Raw genomic sequence first — 218 nt, 5'->3', positions numbered from 1 at the left:
GCGCTTGAACTTCAAGGTCAAAAGCCGTATTCATGTCCATCGCGACCGCTTCGATATTATTGCCATGCTTGCCTAACAGCTCGAAGAACGGTCGTATGTCCTTGCGGCTACGGCCTAACCCTATCCAAATGACTTGGTGAGTCTTAGCGTCAGCAATGACCGTGGCATACCGATGTCCTTTAAAGATAGCGAACTCATCCATGACGAGTTGCCTTAGC

1 protein-coding gene is annotated in these 218 nt (G+C 49.5%); it reads right to left on the bottom strand.

Features of this window, described 5'->3' with window-relative positions; translation table 11 throughout:
* The coding region (locus AB4482_RS22635) for a transposase (protein WP_372181765.1) at positions 1-218 on the bottom strand (218 nt) is incomplete at both ends.

The sequence above is a fragment of the Vibrio sp. 10N.222.55.C7 genome, assembly GCF_041473335.1.
In the GTDB taxonomy this organism is placed as follows: domain Bacteria; phylum Pseudomonadota; class Gammaproteobacteria; order Enterobacterales; family Vibrionaceae; genus Vibrio; species Vibrio crassostreae_C.
This window is presented reverse-complemented; position numbering and strand designations above follow the sequence as displayed.